This window comes from Planotetraspora kaengkrachanensis, assembly GCF_016862895.1.
GTDB classification, from domain to species: domain Bacteria; phylum Actinomycetota; class Actinomycetes; order Streptosporangiales; family Streptosporangiaceae; genus Planotetraspora; species Planotetraspora kaengkrachanensis.
The window spans coordinates 36,426-54,135 of the sequence record NZ_BONV01000032.1 but is presented as its reverse complement, the minus strand read 5'-3'; the positions used below and the strand labels follow the sequence as shown (position 1 = coordinate 54,135).

At 71.7% G+C, this 17,710-nt stretch carries 17 protein-coding genes; 16 read left to right on the top strand and 1 reads right to left on the bottom strand.

Features of this window, described 5'->3' with window-relative positions; all coding sequences use genetic code 11:
- Nucleotides 1–76 precede the first annotated feature (76 nt).
- From Pka01_RS28700 to Pka01_RS28690, 3 genes are all read left to right on the top strand, one after another.
- Complete coding sequence (locus Pka01_RS28700; RefSeq protein ID WP_239115471.1) at nt 77–1,618, top strand: molybdopterin-dependent oxidoreductase; 1,542 nt, start codon at nt 77–79, stop codon at nt 1,616–1,618.
- Nucleotides 1,619–1,661: 43 nt separating this feature from the next.
- On the top strand, nt 1,662–2,279 hold the full coding sequence (locus tag Pka01_RS28695) for a fasciclin domain-containing protein (RefSeq protein ID WP_203886032.1): 618 nt from the start codon (nt 1,662–1,664) through the stop codon (nt 2,277–2,279).
- A gap of 208 nt (nt 2,280–2,487) precedes the next feature.
- Nucleotides 2,488–2,745, top strand: a complete 258-nt coding sequence (locus Pka01_RS28690; RefSeq protein ID WP_203886031.1) for a hypothetical protein — start codon at nt 2,488–2,490, stop codon at nt 2,743–2,745.
- A 3-nt stretch (nt 2,746–2,748) separates the two neighbouring features.
- Here Pka01_RS28690 and Pka01_RS28685 read toward each other — a convergent pair whose 3' ends face one another.
- A complete protein-coding gene (locus Pka01_RS28685; RefSeq protein ID WP_203886030.1) occupies nt 2,749–3,909 on the bottom strand; it encodes an alpha-hydroxy-acid oxidizing protein in 1,161 nt (386 codons plus the stop codon).
- A 189-nt stretch (nt 3,910–4,098) separates the two neighbouring features.
- On the opposite strand from Pka01_RS28685, the gene Pka01_RS28680 reads away from it, so the two are divergent.
- The 13 genes from Pka01_RS28680 (at nt 4,099) to Pka01_RS28620 (ending at nt 17,624) form a co-directional block, all read left to right on the top strand.
- Nucleotides 4,099–4,599 carry a winged helix-turn-helix transcriptional regulator gene (locus tag Pka01_RS28680; RefSeq protein ID WP_203886029.1) on the top strand — a complete coding sequence of 167 codons (501 nt, stop codon included), beginning with the start codon at nt 4,099–4,101 and terminating at the stop codon, nt 4,597–4,599.
- 210 nt (nt 4,600–4,809) lie between these two features.
- Entirely contained in the window at nt 4,810–5,217 is a 408-nt protein-coding gene (locus Pka01_RS28675; RefSeq protein ID WP_203886028.1) for a hypothetical protein, read from the top strand.
- 35 nt (nt 5,218–5,252) lie between these two features.
- Nucleotides 5,253–5,714: a hypothetical protein gene (locus Pka01_RS28670; protein ID WP_203886027.1), complete on the top strand. Its 462-nt coding sequence runs from the start codon at nt 5,253–5,255 to the stop codon at nt 5,712–5,714.
- Nucleotides 5,715–5,900: 186 nt separating this feature from the next.
- Nucleotides 5,901–6,518, top strand: a complete 618-nt coding sequence (locus tag Pka01_RS28665) for a signal protein (RefSeq protein WP_203886026.1) — start codon at nt 5,901–5,903, stop codon at nt 6,516–6,518.
- Nucleotides 6,519–6,690: 172 nt separating this feature from the next.
- The gene (locus Pka01_RS28660; protein WP_203886025.1) at nt 6,691–7,503 is read left to right on the top strand and encodes an aminoglycoside 3'-phosphotransferase; all 813 of its coding nucleotides are present in this window, start codon (nt 6,691–6,693) and stop codon (nt 7,501–7,503) included.
- A gap of 122 nt (nt 7,504–7,625) precedes the next feature.
- Nucleotides 7,626–8,510: a hypothetical protein gene (locus Pka01_RS28655; RefSeq protein ID WP_203886024.1), complete on the top strand. Its 885-nt coding sequence runs from the start codon at nt 7,626–7,628 to the stop codon at nt 8,508–8,510.
- 200 nt (nt 8,511–8,710) lie between these two features.
- On the top strand, nt 8,711–9,844 hold the full coding sequence (locus Pka01_RS28650; protein WP_203886023.1) for an alpha/beta hydrolase: 1,134 nt from the start codon (nt 8,711–8,713) through the stop codon (nt 9,842–9,844).
- 99 nt (nt 9,845–9,943) lie between these two features.
- Nucleotides 9,944–10,558 carry a helix-turn-helix transcriptional regulator gene (locus Pka01_RS28645; protein WP_203886022.1) on the top strand — a complete coding sequence of 205 codons (615 nt, stop codon included), beginning with the start codon at nt 9,944–9,946 and terminating at the stop codon, nt 10,556–10,558.
- On the top strand, nt 10,555–11,217 hold the full coding sequence (locus Pka01_RS28640; protein ID WP_203886021.1) for a Pvc16 family protein: 663 nt from the start codon (nt 10,555–10,557) through the stop codon (nt 11,215–11,217). Before Pka01_RS28645 ends, Pka01_RS28640 begins: the two co-directional genes overlap by 4 nt.
- Complete coding sequence (locus Pka01_RS28635) at nt 11,214–13,265, top strand: ATP-binding protein (RefSeq protein ID WP_203886020.1); 2,052 nt, start codon at nt 11,214–11,216, stop codon at nt 13,263–13,265. Before Pka01_RS28640 ends, Pka01_RS28635 begins: the two co-directional genes overlap by 4 nt.
- Nucleotides 13,262–15,160, top strand: coding sequence for a zinc ribbon domain-containing protein (locus tag Pka01_RS28630; protein WP_203886019.1), 1,899 nt, complete (start codon nt 13,262–13,264; stop codon nt 15,158–15,160). The genes Pka01_RS28635 and Pka01_RS28630 overlap by 4 nt, the downstream gene beginning before the upstream one ends.
- Complete coding sequence (locus tag Pka01_RS28625) at nt 15,157–16,176, top strand: COG1470 family protein (protein WP_203886018.1); 1,020 nt, start codon at nt 15,157–15,159, stop codon at nt 16,174–16,176. The genes Pka01_RS28630 and Pka01_RS28625 overlap by 4 nt, the downstream gene beginning before the upstream one ends.
- Complete coding sequence (locus Pka01_RS28620; protein WP_203886017.1) at nt 16,173–17,624, top strand: hypothetical protein; 1,452 nt, start codon at nt 16,173–16,175, stop codon at nt 17,622–17,624. The genes Pka01_RS28625 and Pka01_RS28620 overlap by 4 nt, the downstream gene beginning before the upstream one ends.
- Nucleotides 17,625–17,710 lie beyond the last annotated feature (86 nt).

Sequence of the window (17,710 nt, the reverse complement as noted above, 5' to 3'; positions counted from 1 at the left end):
CGAGCAGAACGTCCGCGCTTCCGACTCCGCTTAGTGACGGGCCAATCCGGATGCGTGACGGCTCCGAAGCCCTCATGTGACAGCAGAGAAACGGGTGCACACCCCGATCGCGGCGGCCGCCTCCGGCCTGCTGTCGGGGGCGGCCGCCCTCGGCGCGGCGGAACTGGCCGCCGCCCTGCTCCGGCCGCAGGCGAGCCCCCTTCTCGCTGTGGGATCGGCGTTCATCGACCTCACCCCCGAATGGCTCAAGGCTTTCGCGATCCGCACGTTCGGGGCAGATGACAAGACCGTCCTGATGCTCGGCCTGGTGGCCGCGGTCGCCGCGTGCGCGATCGCCGCCGGCCTCCTGTCGACCCGCCGTCCCCGCCTCGCGGCCGGAGGGGTGGCCACGCTCGCCGCCCTCACCGCCGTGGCCGCGCTGTCGCGCCCCGGCGCGGCGCCGGCCGACGCACTGCCGTCCCTGGTGGCGGCGGTCACCGGAACCCTCGCCCTTCACTTGATGCGCCGACCGCGGCCTCCGCACCGTGACCTGCCGGCGGCGGCCGAGCCTGCGCGTGCCGGCAGAAGGGCGCTGCTGCGGGCGGGAGTCGCGGTGCTGGGCTTCGCCGCGGTCAGCGGCGGGACCGCGCGCCTGGTGAACGGCGCGCGCGACGCAGCCGCCGGCGGGGACCTCGCTCTACCGCTCCCCGCCGACCCCGCACGGCCGCTGCCTCCCGGCAGCGACCTGCGCCTGCCCGGACTGAGCTCCTTCACGACGTCGAACAGGAGCTTCTACCGGGTCGACACCGCTCTGGTGGTCCCGCGCGTGCCGTACCGGGACTGGCGGTTGCGCGTGCACGGGCTCGTCCACCGGCCTGTCGAGCTGACCTTCGACCAGTTGCTCTCGCGGCCGCTGGTCGAGCGGGACATCACCCTCACCTGCGTGTCGAACGAGGTGGGCGGTCCGTACACCGGGCACGCGCGGTGGCTCGGCGTCGATCTGGCCCAACTGCTCCGAGAGGCCGGCGTGCGGCCCGGAGCCGACCAGATCCTCTCGCGCTCCGCCGACGGGTGGACCTGCGGCACTCCGGTGGAGACCGTCCTGGACGGCCGGGACGCGCTGCTCGCCGTCGGCATGAACGGCGAGGTCCTCCCCGCCGCGCACGGCTTCCCCGCACGCATGATCGTCCCAGGCCTGTACGGCTACGTCTCGGCGACCAAATGGGTGACCGAGATCAAGATCACCCGTTTCGCCGACGAGCAGGCCTACTGGACCCGCCGCGGCTGGGCCGAGATCGCCCCGATCAAGACCGCCTCCCGCATCGAGGTCCCCAAGCCGTTCGCCCGCATCCCGGCCGGCCGTACGACCATCGCCGGGACCGCCTGGGCCCAGCATCGCGGCGTGGCCGCGGTCGAGGTGCGCATCGACCAGGGGCCGTGGACGCGGGCCCGACTCGCTCCGTCGCCGACGCCCGACACCTGGCGGCAGTGGCACCTGGACTGGCCGGCCACTCCCGGCGACCACCACCTGGAAGTCCGCGCGATCGACGCGACCGGCCAGGTCCAGCCATCGCGACGGACGCCGCCGTTCCCCGACGGCACGACCGGACGGCACTCGGTCCTCGTGACCGTCTCATGACCATCCCCCGCCATCTGTCCGACCGATCCGAAGGAAGATCATCATGAGGAACACCCTGCTCGCCCTGCCCGTCCTCGCGGGCGCCCTGTGCCTGGCCACCGCCTGCGGCGGCGACGCGGAGACCGCCCCGGCGTCCACAGCCGGCGCCCCGGTCGCCCAGGCGCCGACGTCACCGGCTCCCGCCGCGGCCATGCCGTTCGGCACGGCCTGCTCGGCCGTCCCCGCCTCGGGCGAGGGCAGCTTCAGCGGGATGGCCGACGACCCGGTGGCGACGGCCGCGTCCAACAACCCCGTCCTGTCCACCCTGGTCACAGCGGTGAAGAAGGCAGGGCTGGTCGACACGCTCAACTCCGCCCAGGGCATCACCGTCTTCGCGCCGACCAACGACGCCTTCGCCAAGATCCCCAAGGACACGCTGGCCAAGGTGCTTGCAGACAAGAAGAAGCTCACCGACATCCTCACCTACCACGTCGTGCCCGGCCGCAAGACCCCGGCCGACCTGGAGAACGGCTCGTTCACCACGCTGGAGGGCGCCAAGGTGACCACGACGGGCTCCGGCGAGACGTTCACGGCGGGCGGCGCCAACGTCGTCTGCGGCGACGTCCCGACCATGAACGCGACCGTCTACATCATCGACACCGTCCTGATGCCGGAGAGCTGACCTCGTGCCGGTTCGCGCGGGAGATTCCGGGACGCGCGGGCCGCGGCATCGCCCTTTCTCCAGGGAGGGCGATGCCGCCCGCACGCGGCACCGGGGCAAAGTGCTCGTCAACTGGCGTTACCGACGGCGCCGAGCCGGGCATCGCGGGCATACGACGCGATTCACCGCCGCCGTTCGACTCGTGCCCGACACGCCTCAGGAGGACGCCATGGCCAACCGATCGCACGTCGTCGCCAAGGTCCAGCTCGAGCTGAACGAGCGGCGCCACGTAACCCTGCCGCTGATCGGGACTGTGACCGTCCCCCCGCCCGACCGGCTCGTGTTCTACGCGGTTCTGGGCCTGCTCGGAGCCATGGAGATCGTCGAGTGGCCGATCGTGCTCATCGTGGGCGCGGGCCACTTCCTCGCCGAACAGCACCGCTACCCCGCGCTCGCGGAGCTGGGCAGGGCCGCCGAGGCCGCGTAGGGATCACGCGGCGAGGATCTCCGGGGTGATCTCGCCGACTGCCGGGATGCCGCACACCGTCATCGTGATGTCCAGGTCGGCCAGCAGGCTGCGGATCACGTGCCGGACTCCCGCCTCACCGGCGAGCCCGAGCCCGTAGACGTAGGGACGGCCGATCAGGACGGCCCGGGCTCCCAGGGCGAGCGCCTTGATCACGTCGGACCCGGTGCGGATCCCGCTGTCGAACAGGACGTCGACCCGGTCCCCCACGGCCGCCGCGACCGCGGGCAGGGCGTCCAGCGCGGCGATCGCACCGTCGACCTGCCGTCCGCCGTGGTTGGAGACGACGACGCCGTCCATTCCCGCGTCGGCGGCGTGCCGCGCGTCATCGGCGTGCAGGATGCCCTTCAAGATGATCGGCCCGTCCCAGTGTTCCCGCAGGAACGGAACGTCCTTCCAGCTCAGCGACGCGTCGCCGAAGGTGGCCGTCCAGGCGAGAACGGCCTCGCGCAGGTTGTGTTCGCCGATCGGGGAGCCGACCGCCTTCTGGAAGACCGGGTCGGTGACGTAGTTGGCGATCCCGACACCGCGCAGGAACGGCAGGTAGGCCTGGTCCAGGTCACGCGGCCGCCAGGCGAGCGTGTGGTTGTCCAGCGTGACGACGAGGGCGCGGTAGCCCGCCGACCGCGCGCGCTCGAGGAAGCTCTCCGCCAGGTCGCGATCCTTGGGCCAGTAGAGCTGGTACCACCGGGAGCCGCCCGCGCTCGCCTCCGCCACCTGCTCCATCGTGTGCCCCGCGGCGGTGCTCAGCACCATGGTCGTCCCAAGGGCGGCCGCCGCCCGGGCCACGGCGAGTTCCCCCTCGGGATGCATGATCGTAAGGACGCCGACCGGGTCGAGCAGAACCGGTGCGGCCATCCACTCGCCGAACAACTCCAGCGACGTGTCGGGGTCCGCGACGCCGCTCAGCATCCTCGGGACGATGCGGCGCCGCTCGAAGGCCGCGCGATTGGCCCGTGCGGTGGACTCCGTGCCGGCGGCTCCGGCGACGTAGGCGAACGCCCGGGGCTCGAGCCGCCGCTCCGCCGTACGCTCCAGGGCGTCGAGATCGGTGGGCAGGTCGGGCAGCACGCCGTCGAGCCCGCGGAAGTAGATTTCGCGCTGGTAATCGGCGAGCACGGCCATGGCCGCCTCCTTTCCCTGGCCCGCCTCCGATCCGTCGGCGCTGCCGCGCGGGGTGATCCATGAGGAGCTTGCACGCGGCGATTACCATCCCACCTCGTAACTTGCAATATGCAAGCCCTCGATAACGCCGACTTTACGCCTTAGACTCAAGCCGGGGCAAGACAGCTTGGCACTCTCATGGAGGCCGACGTGACAACCCGTGAACAGGTGTCCGCCCCCTGCCCGATCGGGCGAGCGGTGGGCTTGCTGGGCGAACGGTGGACGCTGCTGATATTGCGCAACGCCAATCTGGGGACGACCCGGTTCGACGCCTTCCGCTCCGAACTGGGCATCGCCGACAACATCCTTTCCAACAGGCTCGCCCGGATGGTCGACGCGGGCCTGCTCACCCGCGTGCCCTACTGCGACGGCGGGCGCCCCCGCCACGAGTACCGCCTCACCGCCGCCGGGGCCGACGTCCTTCCCGTGTTGCACGCCCTGGCGGCCTGGGGGCAGGCGCACACGGAGCCGGGTGAGCCGTCCGCTCCGATGCAGGTGATCCACCGGGCCTGCGATCACGCCACGGCGCCCAGCGACGTCTGCGATCACTGCGGGGAGCCGATCCGGCGCGAGGACGAACTGTGGCTGCGCCCCTGGCGTTCGGCCGAGCCGTTCCCCCTCGCCTTGCCGGTCCCCCGCATCGGAACCTGAGAGGACGAACTGTGCCTGCGCCCCTGGCGTTCGGCCGAGCCGTTCCCCAGCCGGATCAGCAGGCGATGGCGCCTTGGACCGTAGTCTCACCGGTATGAATCTTGGACGGTTGATGCGGACCCTCTGGGCGGATCTCGTGGTCGCGGCCGGTACGGGCACGGCGGCGCCGACGACGTCCGGGCGCGAGGGCCGCGCGGGCACGTGGGCGTGATGGGCGCAGTCACGGACACGGTCCCCGAACCGGAGGTGCGCCGCCCTTTCGCTCTTCGTCTCCCCGCGGCGCTGCTGGTCTGCGTGGCGGCGCCCGTGGGGATGATCACGCTGCCCTGGGCGGTGTTCGTCATCGCGGTCTTCGCGGGACAGATTTCCCAGGGGGGTGACGGGGCCTGGTCCGGACTGATGGCGATGGGCCTTCCGCCACTCGTCGGGTACCCGGCGGCGGCCGTGTTGTGGTCGCACTCCCGCCGGGCCGCGTCCCTTCGCCGCGCGTGGATCCTCGCGATCCTGGGCGTCCTGGCGATCGCCGCCGTCTCCTTCCTGCCCGTGCTCGCCCTCGGATACGGCTTGTACGACGAATGGCAGGAGACCCAACCCGGCGGCCGTGGCTACCACCCCTGACACTCCTCGCCGATCAGCCGGATACCCTTGCCCGCATGCCGGTACCTGATCTTGTTCCGATCGCGCACGAACCGGGTTACCGCACCGACACGGTGGGGCTGTACGCCGACGGTCAGTTTTACGCAGGGATACACGGCGCCCGTCGCGACGACGACCACGAGCCGGACTGGGACCGAGCGCGCATACGCTGGTACACCTACCTGCACCTGTTCGACGCCGATGGCCGTCATCGCCGGTCCGACATCTCTCTGGTGGGCATCGGCCCGAATCTGCGCGGTGAACTTGGCGAACAGGCCGAGACACGCTTGGCCGGCCTGCTGAATCAGCTGCCTGAGCGCAAGTACGCCGACATCGCCGTTCAACTGTTCCGCGTGCTCTATGACGGTGTCACATTCGGGCTGATCGACGAGTCTGACGCCGAGAGAGGCGACTGGGTCGAGCTGTACCCGGACCGCCTCGGGTTCTCAGAACCGTGGGACGGGCTCTACAGCACCTGATCGCCCGTCACGGACGATAGCCCGATGAGCTGGGTCGCCAACATGATGGTCTCGATCCATCCGGACGACGGTCCGAACGTGGAATCGCTGAGTGAGTGGCTGCGTACGGAAGCTCCCCTGCGGGACAGGCGGGCACCTCTTGATCCGTATGGAATTCCGGATCTTCATTGAGCCTATGATTCACGGATGTTCGCAAGATCCGCTTTACCGCTTCTGCTGATCCTCAGCGTTCTCACCGGCTGCGGAACGCTCCGACTGAGCGGCGAGAACGACATCGCGTTCCCACAGCAAAGGGCCGCGACGACAGAGACGATCCAAGGACGCTGGTGGACGTGGGCCGCCTCCGAAGGCGAGAGCACGAACCCGGTGATGGACACGACCGGGGAATTCTGCGATCGGAATCAGCCGGTCGATGTGTGGTTCCTCGCCGGGACGTTCGGCGGCACGGTGCAGCGGACGTGCCGGGTTCCCGCGGGCCGACCGGTGGTGGTGCCCTTGGCGAACCTGGTCTGCTCCGAGGCGGAGTGCAAGGACTTCCTGGCCACTGCTCAGGGCCGGGCCACCCTTGACGGGAAGCCGGTCACGCCTGAACGCATGGAAGACGACGACGTCGCCGTGACGGGGGTGGCGGGCAATCCACTGACCGGCGAGGAGGGAACGACGACGTCTTTCGCATGCGGCTTGTGGGTTCGCCTCCAGCCGCTGCGACCCGGCAGGCACACCCTGATCATCCGCGGGTCCTCCGGCGACTTCCACACGGGCGTCGATTACACGCTCATTGTCGAAACCGGTCAGCAGGCATGAGAGTCGTCCATGGCCGGGTCGTGGCCGGACCCGAAGCCACAGGATGATCTCCGCATGACGACATGGTCGGTCTGGCGGCAGGACGACAACGGCAACAGCGTCGATGGGCGCCCCTCATGCCGGCCGGCCCCGGCTCGACGACGTCTCGTGTTCTCCGGAAGAATCGCTCGCCGTGAGCCGCGACGTCACCTCCGAGATCCCGACCGGGCCCGTGGACGTGCCCGATGCCGTCGCGGCGCTCGCCGGAGAACACGCCGTCACCCCGGTGTGGCGCAACGAACTCGGCGGGCTGACGTTCCGGCTCGACGACGGTCGCGGCGGTGTCCGCTACGTCAAATGGATCGCCGCGGGCACGCCCGAGATCGACCTTGCCGGCGAGGCCGAACGGCTGGCCTGGGCGCGGTCGTGGGTGACGGTTCCCCAGGTCGTCGAGCAGGGGGCGGACGCCCACGGCTCATGGCTGGTCACCGCTGCCGTCCCCGGCCTGTCGGCCGTCGCACCGCGATGGGTGGCCGAACCGGCGACCGCGGCCGCGGCGATCGGGCGAGGGTTGCGCGCCTTCCACGATGCCCTGCCCGTCGAGCGGTGCCCGTTCGACTGGAGCGTCGACCGGCGGATCGCCAGGGCCGACGAACGCATCGCGGCCGGTCAGGGACCCGCCGACCGGTTTCCCGAGCACCGGCATCTCGACCTCTCCGACGCCCGGGCGCGCATCGGAGCGCCGCCCGACGTCGACCTCCTCGTCGTGTGCCACGGAGACGCATGCGTCCCCAACACCCTGGTGCACGATGACGGGCGGTTCTCCGCGCATGTCGACCTCGGCTCGCTCGGAGTGGCCGACCGCTGGGCCGACCTGGCGGTGGCCGCGTGGAGCACGGAGTGGAACTACGGCCCGGGCTACGACGGCATCGTGTACGACGCGTACGGCGTGGCCCCTGACCGGGAACGCATCGCCTACTACCGCCTGCTCTGGGACATGGCCTGACCCAGGTTCCACGACCCTCGCCGGTCAGCCGAGCCGCGGTGCCGCCACGAGTCCCACACCGGTGCGGCTCACGTCCGATTCGTTCAAGACGGCCGGCAGACCCTCCCCGTACCCTCGCCGTCATGAATGAGCGATTCGCCGCTGGACGGGAGTTCATTTTGCGCCAGGGCAGGCTCCTGGAGCAGCGCCTGTTCGCCACCTGCTTCGAGAACGCTCCCGGCAACCGGGCCATCGACGTCCTGAAGGGATACGCCAACGATGACGGCGGGTTCGGCCATGGACTTGAGCCCGACAAGCGCTGTCCTGCCAGCTTGCCCATTGATGTCGAGGTCGCGCTTCAGACGATGGCCGCGGCTCGGACCGTCGATCCGCCGCTGGTCCGCGGTGCGTGCGAGTATCTCGCCAAGGTCGCCGCCGACATGGACTGCGGTGCAGCCGTTCCGCTCGCCTTCCCGGTGATCGAGGCATATCCGAGGGCGGCGCATTGGACGGAGTGGACCTACCAGCCGGGCCTCAACCCGTCCGCGGGGATCGTCGGCCTGCTCTACCGGCTACGCGTGAACCACCCCTGGATCCCCGCGGCGGCCAAGTATTGCTGGGAACAACTCGACAAGGCGGACCTGCCTACTGACGCTCATGCTTTGAACGAGGTCCTGGTCTTCCTGGAGCACACCCCGGAGTCCGAACGCGCCAGTTCGGTGGCGGCCAGGGTGCGCGAAAGCCTCCTCGACGCGTCCTGGTTCCGGTTGGACCCGGACGACACCAGCTATGGGCTGTCGCCGCTCAGCGTCGCGCCTTTCGCCGACAGTCTGTGGCGCAGCCTGTTCGCCGACGACGTCATTCAGGCGCATCTCGACCGTTTGGAGCGCGACCAACAAGCTGACGGCGGATGGCCGATCGCGTGGGAACCCCCCGGCCCGGCCTCGCTTCTCGAATGGCGAGGCATCGTCACGCTACAGAGCATGCGCACCTTGGTGTCCTTCGGCCGACTCGACCCTGAGTGTTGACCGTGCTGCCTCCTCGCACACGGTCATGGGGAAATCACCTTCGCAGGTGTGCGGCATGGCGGGCCATTTCACGACCGACCGCGACGAGGGACCGCGTCTGCGGCCCCCGACCAAAGTCGTAGGCAGGCGTCACCTCGGTCGAACTCGTCGTGACCGCGCGCCCGATGCGCCCGCCGGGCCGCGACGGCGATGCTGCCTTCATGACACCCCCCATCGGTTACCTGACGGCCATCGCTCTCACCGCGATCTGCGTGGTGCTCGCCCTGCGACCGATCAACAGGCCGTGGTCGCTCGCCTACTTGAGCTTCCGCATCGGCATCGTCATCAACGAGCTGTCCATCGTCGTCCTCTACTGGATCCTGGCCTCGACCGCGCTGGCGCTCGGCCAGGGCTCCATCGACGCACCGGGCGCGTGGCCGGCGGTCGTGGTGGCGGGTGGGCTGGCGGTCGTCGTCCGTCGGGGGCTGCGGACCGGCCCGGCCGTCGACCACGCCCTGACCGAGGCCCTCGGCAACGGGTGGCGTGCCGCCGCCGACGCCGGGCGGCGCCCCCGGCTCCCGCTTCTCCGGATCCTCTTCCTGCCGGTGCCCTTCCGCCCCCGCGATGTCGAACGGCACGCGAACATCAGCTACGGCGACGCCGGCCGGCGCAACCTCCTCGACGTCTACCGCCACCGCTCCCGCCCCTCAGGTGGTCCCGTGCTGATCCACCTGCACGGAGGAGGGTTCTACAGCGGCAGGAAGAACAGCCAGTCGCTCCCTCTCATCCACCGACTCGCACGCCGAGGGTGGGTCTGCATCAGCGCGAACTACCGCCTCAGGCCGGCGGCGCAGTTCCCCGACCACCTGGTCGACCTCAAGAAGATCATCGCCTGGGCGCGGGAACACGCACACGAATACGGCGCCGACCCGTCAACGATCTTCGTGTCGGGGAGCTCCGCGGGTGGCCACCTCTCCTCGATGGCCGCCCTCACCCCCAACGACCCCGCCTTCCAGCCGGGATTCGAGCACGCGGACACCTCGGTCACCGCGGTCGTCTCCCTGAACGGCTGGTACGGGAACTACTACGGCCAAGGCCCCGAATCCTCCCCCTTGGCCTATGTCAGGCAGGACGCGCCGCCGTTCTTCATCGCCCACGGTGACCGGGACTCGATCGCCGACGTGGAAGGCGCCCGGCTCTTCGCCGGGAAGCTGCGCAGCACCTCGTCCGCCCCCGTCGTCTACGCGGAGTTGCCCGGTGCGCAGCACGCGTTCGACCTGTTCCACTCCCTGCGTTTCGAACGGGTCGTCGACGGGGTCGAGGCCTTCGCCGCCTGGGTGCTCGCCCACCGGTGACGAGAACGCCGCCTCTCCGGGTGCCCGGCCAAGCGCCCGAAGAGGCGGCGTTAGGTGCACGTTGACCGCACGTTAGGACCCGCTTCGCATACTGACCGCGTGAATCGCATCGCGGTGTACGTCCAGGCTCACGACCCCATCCTCCGAGCCGGGGTGGCCAGTCAACTGCGCCAGCGCCCCGAGGTCCGGCTGGTGGGCGAGGACGAGGCGCGGGTCGCCCTCGTCGTCGGCGACACCGTCGACGAGGAGTTGCTGCGGTCGCTGAAGGTCCTGCGGTGCCGTCCGGACCTGCGCATCCTCGTGATCTCCCGGCACGTCGACGACGCTGGGCTGATCGCGGTCATGGAGATCGGGGTGGCCGGGCTGGTCCGGCGGGCGGAGGCCACTCCCGACCGGCTCCTGTCCATCATCGAGGCCGCGGCCAAGGGTGAGGGCTGCCTTCCGCCCGACCTGCTCGGCCGGTTGCTCTCCCAGGTGGGCAGCCTCCAGCGCGACGTGCTCGGCCCGCGCGGGCTGTCGTTCACCGGCCTCGCCGACCGGGAGGTGCAGGTGCTGCGCCTGGTCGCGGACGGGTACGACACCGCCGAGATCGCGGCCAGGCTCTGCTACTCCCAGCGCACCGTGAAGAGCGTCATGCATGACGTCACGACACGGCTCAACCTGCGCAACCGCTCGCACGCGGTGGCGTACGCCCTCAGGAACGGCCTGTTGTGATCCACGAAATCGACGAGGCTCTGCGGAACCTGATCCGCGAGGACGCGCTGGTGGGCGGCGGGATCGAGGTCCTGCTCGAGGCGCCGACCAAGGAGTGGGCCGCCCGGCGGAACACCCCCACCGTCAACGTGTATCTCTACGACATCCGCGAGGACCTGCGCAGACGTGAGCTGGGCCGGATCCCGGAATACGACGCAGGCGGCCGCATCACGGCGCGGCACCGGCCGCCTCGCCACATGAAGTTGTCGTATCTCGTCACCGCGTGGACGCAGCGGCCCGAGGACGAGCACCGGCTGCTCTCGTCGATGCTCGTCGTGCTGCTCGCGAACGAGATGATCCCGCCGTCGCGGCTCACCGGCTCCCTGGCCGAGTTGGGGCTTCCCGTGCCGATGACCGTGGCGTCGCCACCACCGGAGGACCGCGCCTTCGCCGACGTCTGGACGGCGCTGGGCGGTGAGCTGAAACCCTCGCTTGACGTGGTGGTCAGCGTGCCCGTCCCGGCCGCGCCGCCCGAGCCCGCCGCCCCGCTGGTGACGGAGAATCTCGTCACCCGCGTCGTGAACAGGCAGACCCGCATCGTGATGACCCGCCACGCGAACGGAGCGCCCGGCGACCCGGCGACGCCGTCCGAGACGAAGAAAGGGAAGCGGCGACGGTGACCGATCCCAGCATGACCCACCTGTTCGGGCGGCTCGGTCTCGTCGAGCGACGGGTCCGCGGCGCCGTCGCGGCGTTCCGCGCCCGCGATCCCCTTCCGGACGACCCCTTCCGCGGCCTCTATCTCTCCGACCGGGCCGTCGACGAGGTTCTGCGCACCAGGCGGATGCCCATCACGGACGGCGATCCGGGGCTCGCCGACGTCGAGGCGGCGGCGGACCGGACGGAGGCGGCGGGCGGCCGGTCCCGGCTCCGTGACCTCGCCGCCGCGGCCGCCCTCGGTCACCTCGACGTCGAACTGCTGCTCACCGCGATGCTGCCCGACGTCGACAGCAGGTACGAGCAGCTCTACGGCTATCTCAACGACGACGTCACCCGGCGGCGGGCCACTGCCGGGCTCGCACTGCGGCTGTGTGGCATGCCGGAGGCGTCCGCGCACGGGCGGGCCCGGCTGGACGCACTGGCCGGCCTCGGTCTGCTGGTCGTGGAGGAACCCGAACGGCCGCTGCTGTCGCGGACGCTGCGGGTGCCCGACCGGGTGGTCGCCCACCTGCTCGGCGACGACCGTCCCGACACCGCGCTCGCGCCGGTGCTCACGTTCTCCGCGACGTGCCCGGCGCCGACGACCCCGGGCACCGGCCCCGCGGCGGTGGCGCTCCCTGGAGCCGAGCGGCTGGCGCGAGCCGTACGGAACGGGGTCCGTCTCATCTACCTGCGGGAGCGTTCAGGAGGAGGCGGGCGCGCGCTCGCCGTGGCCGCGCTGTCAGAAGCGGGCGCAGGAGCGCTCTGCGCGGACGCCGCGCCGCTCACGCCCGACCTCGCCCGCTCGCTCTACCGGGAGGCGCTGCTCACCGGGCGTGGAATCGTCCTGGGCCCGATCTCCGGGCCGCTTCCCGCGCCACCCGGCGCGGGCGTCGTCGTCATCCTGTACGGCACGGCCCCCTTCGATCCGCACTGGAGCGCCACTCCCCCGCTGCCCGCGGACGTGGAGGCCGTACCCGCGACGGTGCGCGCGCAGTTGTGGCGCGACGCGCTGAACGGGCTGCTGGCGCCGGGCGTCGACCCGGACGCGGCGACCGCCCATTTCACGCTGGGACCTCAGCAGATCACCCGGGCCGCGGCGGCCGCCGCCCTCGTCGCGCGCGCCGAGGAGAGCCCGCTGCGCGCCGGCCACCTGCGGCTCGGCGCCCGCGCCCAGAACGCGGGCGGGCTGGAACGGCTGGCCCGCAGGATCGAGCCCGCCGTGGGCTGGGACGACCTCGTGCTGCCCACCGACGTGACGGCCCAGTTGCGCGAGCTCGCCGCGCGGGCGCGCCACCGGGACACCGTGCTCGGCGAATGGCGGATGCGGCCGGGAGGCGGGCGGGGCAGGGGCGTGACCGCCCTGTTCGCCGGCGACTCCGGCACGGGCAAGACCATGTCGGCGGAGGTCATCGCCGCCTCGCTCGGGCTCGACCTGTACACGGTGAACCTGGCGACCGTCGTCGACAAGTACGTCGGCGAGACCGAGAAGAACCTGGAGCGGATCTTCGCCGAGGCGTCCGGAGTGAACGGCGTCCTGTTGTTCGACGAGGCCGATGCGATCTTCGGCAGGCGGTCGGAGGTCCGTGACGCGCACGACAGGTACGCCAACATCGAGAGCGCCTACCTGTTGCAGCGCATGGAGACCTTCGACGGCCTCGCGATACTGGCCACCAACCTTCGCGCCAACCTCGACGAGGCGTTCACCCGGCGGCTCGACCAGGTGGTGGACTTCCCCGTGCCCTCGCCCGAACTCCGGCGCACGCTGTGGGACCGGTGCCTGGGGGCGCGGCTGCCTCGCGATCCCGACGTGGACCTCGGCTTCCTCGCGTGCTCCTTCGAGCTCGCGGGCGGGCACATCCGGTCGGTCGCGATCACGGCCGCCTACCTGGCGGCCACGTCGGGGGAACCGGTCCGCATGGCCGACGTCGTCGGCGCCGTCGCGCGCGAGTACCGCAAGCTCGGGCGCCTCTGCCTGGACCGCGAGTTCGGGCCCTATCTCTCCCTCGTCAGCCGGGAGCGCCAATGAACTGCGCGAGTTGCGGCACCTCCAACCCACCCGGAGCCCGGTTCTGCTCGAACCCCGGCTGCGGCGCGTACCTCTCCTGGTCGGCCGGACCGCAACCCGGCGAGCCCCGGCAGCCAGGAGAGCAGCCCGGAGAACAGTCCTCGGGGCGGTCGCGACCGGAGACGCGGCAACCCCAGACGTCGTTCATCCCCCCGTCCTCCGGGCAGGTGGGGATGCGCCTGGAGCTCGACCTGGCGGAGCCCTCGGTCGAACCGGGCGGACAGGCGCAGGTCCGGGTCACCGTGTTCAACACCGGGACGCGGGTCGAGCGGTTCGCGTTGGCCGTCACCGGCACTGCGGCCCGGTGGGCCACGGCCGACCCCGGCGAGCTCACCGTCTATCCGGGCGCCGCCGCCACGGCGACGGTGACGTTCGCTCCGCCGCGCGGCCCCGGCGGGCCCGCCGGCGTATGGGACTTCGCCGTGCAGGCGGCCTCCGAGGTCAGCGGCGGCCTGCGCCAGAGCGCGCCCGGCACGTTGTCCGTCGCGCGGTTCCACGCGCTGACCGCCGCCCTGTCCCCCGTCGCCGCGCGCGGCGGGAGCCGTACGCGACAGGTGCTCGTGCTCGACAACCAGGGCAACGCGCCCGAGGACGTGTGGCTCGGCGCCACCGATCCGGAGAACGAACTGCGCATCACCCTGCCCGGCGGCGCGCGGCTCGCTCCGGGGAAGACAGAGGTGGCGGTGCAGGTCGCGGCGACGCCCGCGACCTTCGGCCTGCCGAAACGGGTGCCGTTCACGATCACCGTGACGCCGTCGGGCGGGCGGGCCGTGGCCGTGGACGGCACGCGGATCGTCGCGCCGAGGTTCGGCCGGTGGCCGCTGATCGTGGCGCCGCTCGTCGCCGCCGCCCTCGTCGGCGGCGCGCTGGCGCTGACCCGGTCGACCACCGACCCGGCGGCGCCCGCCGGAGCGGCGGGCGAGGTGACACCCGGCGGCCCCGAAGACGAACCCGCCGAGGCCAAGGGAAAGGACGCGAGCCCGAGCCCGAGCGCAGGCGGGACGAAGGCCACGCCCAAGCCGAGCCCCAAGAAGCCGCCGCCGGCTCCGTCGTACTTCGCCGGCAAGGGCGAACTGTCCGGCGGCGCCGCGGACGTCTCCGTGACGGGCCTCACCTCCGACTCGAAGATCTTCCTCACCCCCGACCTGACCGCGATCACGATGTCGGGCACCACCGTGACCGACGCCCGGCCGCGCACCGGCGGCAACTACCCCGCCGCGGCGCTGCGCGTGGCCGGGCGGGAGAAGAAGTCGTTCCGGGTGGAGGCGGTGTCCGACTCCCCGCCCGACGGGCTGCGCTTCAGCTACCTCGTGCTCACCCGGTCGAAAGGGACCGTCGGAGGCCTGCCGTACGAGGCGGGCAGCGCGCGCATCGGAACGGGCCAGCAGCGCGTACGGGTCCCCGGCATCGAGACGGCGACGCCCGACAGCGTGATCATCCTGACCGTGCGTGAGGGCGGCCAGGCCGTGCGGATCGACGCCAAGGAGGACGGCGGTTTCATCGCCTCGACCCTCGACGCCCTGCCTGCGGCGGCGGAGGTCTCGTTCGACTATCTCGTGGTCGACCCGGAAGGGAACGGCACGGGGCAGCGGAAGGCGGCCGCCGGGCTCGACAGGACCGAACCGGGGAACGTGGGCACCGCCGCTCCCCGGCTGGAGGACGACCTGATCGGCGAACGGTCGGCGGTCCTGCTCACCCCCGACGCCACGAGCTACCGCGACGACTCGGGTCTGTACGCCACGGCTCTGGCCGACGTGTGCGTGCTGAGCCAGGGCGACGGCTTCGCCGAGGTCGAGCCGTTCTACATCCAGCGGCCGTTCGTGAAGATCCCCTATGACTGGCTGGTCGTGACATGACATCGACATGCGCCAAGTGCGGCTTCCAGAACGTCGGGGGCGTCCAGTTCTGCGCGAACCCGGCGTGCGGCGCCTACCTTCCGTGGGACCGCGCCCGGCAGCCGGAGCCGGGCCGGGTGCCCGTCGCGGAGCAGCGCGCCGGTGTGCGCGTCGAACTCGCGGAGACCGCCCTGACGGTCGAACCCGGCCGGACGACCGAGACCCAGGTGACGATCCACAACACCGGGACCCGCGTCGAGCAGTTCGAGTTGCGGCTGTTCGGGCCCGCCGCGGTGTGGGGGCTGGCCGACCCGGCCGAACTCGCCGTCTACCCGGGCACCAAGGCCGTCTGCGTGCTGCGCTTCACCCCGCCCCGTTCGTCGTCGGCCGGTGCGGGCCGGTGGGATTTCGGCGTCCTCGTCGAGTCGTCGGTGAACGCCGGCCTGCACGCGGACGCGACCGGCTGGCTGACGGTCGGCACGTTCTCCGCACTCTCCGCGGAGTTGTGGCCGCAGGTGACGCGGGGCCGGGGCACGACCGAGCACTCCCTCATCCTGGTCAACGGGGGCAACCTGGCAGAAGTGGTGAAGCTGGGCGCCGCAGACGAGTCGGGCGAGCTCCGACTCGACCTGCCCGCATCGGTCTCCGCCGGGCCGGGGCGCACGACCGTGCCGGTCAGGGTGACCGTGGTGAGCGGACAGGACGACGGCCGGACCTTCCGCTTCACCGTCACCGCGACGCCGCGCGACCGCACGCCGATCGTCGTGAACGGCTCCCGCGCGGTCCCCGCCGCGCCGCGGCCGCAGCCGGCGCCGGCCCCCGCGCCCCCTCCGCCGCGGCCCGAGCCGCCGGAGCCGCCGCGCCCGCAGGTCGTGTACGTCCCCGCGGGAGCTCCGCGGCAGCGCACGGCCGGGTGTCTCGGCGGACTGGTCAGGTTGCTGGTGTGGTGCGTCCTGCTCGCCCTGCTGCTCGCGGCGGCGTCCTGGGCATACGACAACCAGGACCAGGTGCGATCGTGGCTGGAGGGTCTGCAATGAACGTCACCTGCGCGGTCTGCGGCCAGGTCAACGCCGAGGGCACCCAGTTCTGCGTCAACCCGGCCTGCGGCGCCTACCTGCCGTGGGACCGGACGGCGGGCCACCGCCCGCCTCCCCAGGAACCGCAGCCACAACGCCAGGATCCGCACTCGCCGCCGCCGGAAACGGGGCCGCGGACGGCACGGCACGAACGGGTGGAGCCGGAGCAAGGGTCGGGGGCGAGGATCGAGCTCGCGGACACGGCTCTCGCGGTCGATCCCGGGCAGATCGCGGAGACTCAGGCAACCGTCCACAACACCGGGACCCGGGTCGAGCGGTTCCTGGTCCGCGTGTCCGGCCCGGCGGCGCCCTGGGCGAGCGTCGAGCCCGCCGACCTGACGGTGTATCCCGGGCGCCCAGCCGTGTGCACCGTGCGGTTCGCGCCCACCCGTCATGCCTCGGCGTCCGCCGGCACGTGGAGCTTCGGCGTGCTGGCCGACTCCCAGGTCACCGCGGGCCTGCAGGCGAGCGTCGTCGGAGCGGTGCACCTGGGCGATTTCCGGTCGCTGTCGCTGATGCTCGAACCGGGCGCCGCACGCGGCGGGAGCCGTACGACGCAGACGCTGCTGATCGACAACCAGGGCAACGTCCCCGAGCGGTTACGGCTCACCGCGTCCGACACCGATGGACTGCTGCGATTCGAGCTCCCGGCGGAGGCGACGGTCGAACCGGGCAGATCCTCGGTCCCGTTCCAGGTGCACGCCCGCCAGGAATGGTTCGGCAGGCCGCAGCGGGTGCGGTTCCACGTCGTGGCCACGCCCGAGGAGGGGCGGCCGGTGGGCGCCGACGGCGTGCGGATCGTCCGGCCGCGTCTGGGTGTGCTGCCGCTGGTCCTGGCCGGAACCCTGGTCGCCGTCCTCGCCGGAGGCGTGGCGCTCAACCTGGGATCGTCCACCGATTCCGCCGACTCGGGATCCGGCCCGATCGGGGTGGCGGGGTCGCCCTCGCAGGAGGCGGTCTCGCCCGCGCCGGGGGTCACCATGCGGCCGCCGGAGCCGCCCTCGCCGTCCCCCTCAGCGTCGCCGGCGCCGTCACCGTCGCCGTCGCCGCGGGTCGTCTCCCCCGCGCCTCCTCCGGTCGACCCCGCGTCGAAGCTGCTCGTCGAATACCGCCGCTCGGGCGGCTTCGCCGGATTCGCCGACCGCATCACGGTGTTCGGGGACGGCCGCGCCACGGTCACACGGGTCACCACCAATGTGGACACAACCCTCACACCCGACGAGCTGGCCGCGCTGAACGAGAAGCTCGAGGTGCTGGAGCTCGGCGAGCCCGCCGCGGAACCTGGAGGCGCGGACCACATCACCTACGAGTTGCTGGTCAACGGCCGGCGGTCGGTCCGTTACGACGCCCTGCCTTCTGACTGGCAGGCCGTGACGGACATCCTGGACCAGGTCATCGAGCGCCAGTAGCGAGGTGACGCACGAAGGGGCAGCGCCGGCCGCCCCTTCGTACGGCCGTCCGGTCCTCCCTGCCGGCGGTGGAGCGTGTCAGCGTC

Bases quoted from the DNA above. Each gene is read 5' to 3' on its own strand.
- Pka01_RS28695 (WP_203886032.1), top strand. From the start codon at position 1,662: ATGAGGAACACCCTGCTCGCCCTGCCCGTCCTCGCGGGCGCCCTGTGC.
- Pka01_RS28690 (WP_203886031.1), top strand. From the start codon at position 2,488: ATGGCCAACCGATCGCACGTCGTCGCCAAGGTCCAGCTCGAGCTGAAC.
- Pka01_RS28685 (WP_203886030.1), bottom strand. From the start codon at position 3,909: ATGGCCGTGCTCGCCGATTACCAGCGCGAAATCTACTTCCGCGGGCTC.
- Pka01_RS28675 (WP_203886028.1), top strand. From the start codon at position 4,810: ATGGGCGCAGTCACGGACACGGTCCCCGAACCGGAGGTGCGCCGCCCT.
- Pka01_RS28670 (WP_203886027.1), top strand. From the start codon at position 5,253: ATGCCGGTACCTGATCTTGTTCCGATCGCGCACGAACCGGGTTACCGC.
- Pka01_RS28665 (WP_203886026.1), top strand. From the start codon at position 5,901: ATGTTCGCAAGATCCGCTTTACCGCTTCTGCTGATCCTCAGCGTTCTC.
- Pka01_RS28655 (WP_203886024.1), top strand. From the start codon at position 7,626: ATGAATGAGCGATTCGCCGCTGGACGGGAGTTCATTTTGCGCCAGGGC.
- Pka01_RS28650 (WP_203886023.1), top strand. From the start codon at position 8,711: ATGACACCCCCCATCGGTTACCTGACGGCCATCGCTCTCACCGCGATC.
- Pka01_RS28630 (WP_203886019.1), top strand. From the start codon at position 13,262: ATGAACTGCGCGAGTTGCGGCACCTCCAACCCACCCGGAGCCCGGTTC.
- Pka01_RS28625 (WP_203886018.1), top strand. From the start codon at position 15,157: ATGACATCGACATGCGCCAAGTGCGGCTTCCAGAACGTCGGGGGCGTC.
- Pka01_RS28620 (WP_203886017.1), top strand. From the start codon at position 16,173: ATGAACGTCACCTGCGCGGTCTGCGGCCAGGTCAACGCCGAGGGCACC.